Source organism: Brevundimonas sp., from assembly GCF_036405315.1.
Taxonomy (GTDB): domain Bacteria; phylum Pseudomonadota; class Alphaproteobacteria; order Caulobacterales; family Caulobacteraceae; genus Brevundimonas.
The window spans coordinates 1-2,374 of sequence record NZ_DASWXW010000160.1; the positions used below are offsets into that span (position 1 = coordinate 1).

Genomic DNA, 2,374 nt, shown 5'->3' on the forward strand with positions numbered 1-2,374 from the left:
CGGCGCAGCCGGGGTCGCGGCAGGTGCAGCGCCCGCCGTCGCGGCGGCGGCGCGGGCGGCGAACTGCTGGGCCTGGAAACGCTTGGCCAGCTTCTCGGTCAGTTCGCGGGCGCCGGCGGGCGGCATCTGGGCCATGATGGCGGCCAGGGTCCGAGGCCGCATGGCGGCTGCGACGGGCAGGCGCACGCTGTCGTCCAGGGTGTTGAAGACGGCCGCCGCCTCCTTGGGCCGCATGGCGGAATAGACGGCGACCAGACGATCCGTCTCGGCCTTTTCCTTCTCGTCGACCTGGCCGACCAGGGCAGCGATCTCGCCCTTGAGGGCTTCCAGCGCCTGCAGCTTGGCGTCCAGCTTCTGCTCGGCGGCGACCATCAGCGGCAGGGTGGTGGCGAAGTCAGCGTCACGCGCGTCCAGGGCGTCGCGGCGCTTGGACAGGGACTGGATGATCCGCAGCTCTGCCGGCGAAATCCCCGCCTGCTGGGCCAGTTGTTCCGGCGTCAGGGCGCAGACGGCGGGCGCGGGCTTGGCGGCGGCGGCCCCGCCCTCGCCCGGCGTCTCGCCGGTCACGGCTTCCTGGGCCCAGGCGGTCGCACCCTGGAACAGCTCCGGCGCCACGCCCGCCGCGCGCACGGCCACGACCCCGCCGATGGCGATGGCGATCAGGGGCAGAAGGCGGGGCAGCTTGCTCATCGGTCAACTCGGGTCGTCGGCGCCCTCAAGCCGCCTGACGCCGCGCGTCAGGCATAGGGCAAGAAAAATGATCCCCTCAAGTCGCCTGACGCCGCGCGTCAGGCATAGGGGTCTAAAAAAGCATCATGCAGCGAAAAGATCTTCGTCCAGGCTACGACGGGCGCGGTTTAGGCTCTGTTGCGCAGCATGGTTAGCGGCCATGGCCTGACGCACCGGGGCGAAGCTCTCAGCGGCGACCGGAGCGGCGGCGGCAGGACGCGCCGCCGGGGCCTTCATCACGGCGCGAGCGCCCTCGATCCGCTCCATCAGCGAGGCCATGCGGCGGGCGCGCGACTCGTCGTCCAGCAGCGGCGAGACCTGCGACGTCGGCGTGTTCAGCTCCAGCACCGGCTCCTCGCGCGCCTCGACCTGAGACTGCGATGGGGCCGAGCGCGGCGGCAGGCCGGCCGGAGCGCGGGCGATCAGCACCTCCAGCTCCTGCTTCACGGCGCGGGCCTTGATGATGCGGTCGTGCAGGAGGTCGGTTTCGTGACCCGAGGCGCGCAGCGTCGCCAGCGCCTGCTCGGCGCGCCCGGCGGCCGAGTTCAGCTCGCTCACGGCGCCAGCGAAGGCCAGTTGCCCCTCGCGCAGGGCCTTCAGCTTCTTCTCCAGCTTGATGCCGTAGCCGATGGCCGCGACGAGCAGCAGCATGAGGATGGAGTCGAGGATGATGCCGGTCATATCAGCTGTTCCCTCTGGAGATGCGGGCGGCGGCGTCGGTGGTGATGGGGCCTTCAACGCGGACGGCGATGTGCTGGCCCCTGCGGCCCATCTTGCCGGTCGTCAACGGAATGGAGCCGGCGCGGATCGAGACCTCTGACTCCGGCGTGGCGTTCAGCATCAGGGTGTCGCCGACCTTGAGGTCCAGCACCTTGGACAGGGGGATCTGCTGCTCGTCCAGCACGCAGCGGACCTCGGTTTCCGTGGTCCAGAGCTCGGTGGCCAGGTGGCCTTCCCAGATGTTGTCGCGGCCGAACTTCTCGCCCATGAACTGCTGCAGCAGCATCTTGCGGATGGGCTCCAGCGTCGAATAGGGCAGCAGCAGCTCGACCCGGCCGCCGCGGTCTTCCATGTCGATGCGCAGCTTGACCAGGATGGCGGCGTTGGCCGGGCGCGCGATGGCGGCGAAGCGCGGATTGGTCTCCAGCCGGTCCAGGTTGAAGTGGACGGGGGTCAGAGGCTCGAAGGCCTGGCGCGCGTCGTTCAGGATGACCTCGACCATCCGCTGCACCAGCACGCGCTCGATCGTGGTGTAGGGCCGCCCCTCGATCCGCAGGGCCGCCGTGCCGCGACGCCCGCCCAGCAGAACATCGACGATCGAATAGATCAGATTGCTGTCGACCGTCAGCAGGCCGTAGTTGTCCAGCTCCTCGGCCCGGAACACCGCCAGGATGGCCGGCAGGGGGATGGAGTTCAGATAGTCGCCGAAACGGATCGAGCTGATCGTGTCGAGGCTGACCTCGACGTTGTCGGACGTGAAGTTGCGCAAGGACGTCGTCATCAGCCGCACCAGGCGGTCGAAGACGATCTCGAGCATCGGCAGACGCTCGTAGGACACCAGGGCCGAGTTGATGATGGCGCGGATGCCGCTCCGTTCGGAGTCGTCGCCGTCGCCCATGTCGAAGCCCAGCAGGCTGTCGATCTC

Annotated in this window: 3 protein-coding genes; all 3 read right to left on the reverse strand. The window is 69.2% G+C overall.

Annotated features, from left to right (window positions below; all coding sequences use genetic code 11):
- Positions 1-690: MotE family protein (locus VGE49_RS10045; protein ID WP_331034421.1), on the reverse strand; the 690-nt coding region annotated here is incomplete at its 3' end.
- A gap of 123 nt (positions 691-813) precedes the next feature.
- Entirely contained in the window at positions 814-1,410 is a 597-nt protein-coding gene (locus VGE49_RS10050; RefSeq protein ID WP_114815957.1) for a DUF6468 domain-containing protein, read from the reverse strand.
- Between the two features lies 1 nt (position 1,411).
- Positions 1,412-2,374: flagellar motor switch protein FliM (fliM, locus tag VGE49_RS10055; RefSeq protein ID WP_331034422.1), on the reverse strand; the 963-nt coding region annotated here is incomplete at its 5' end.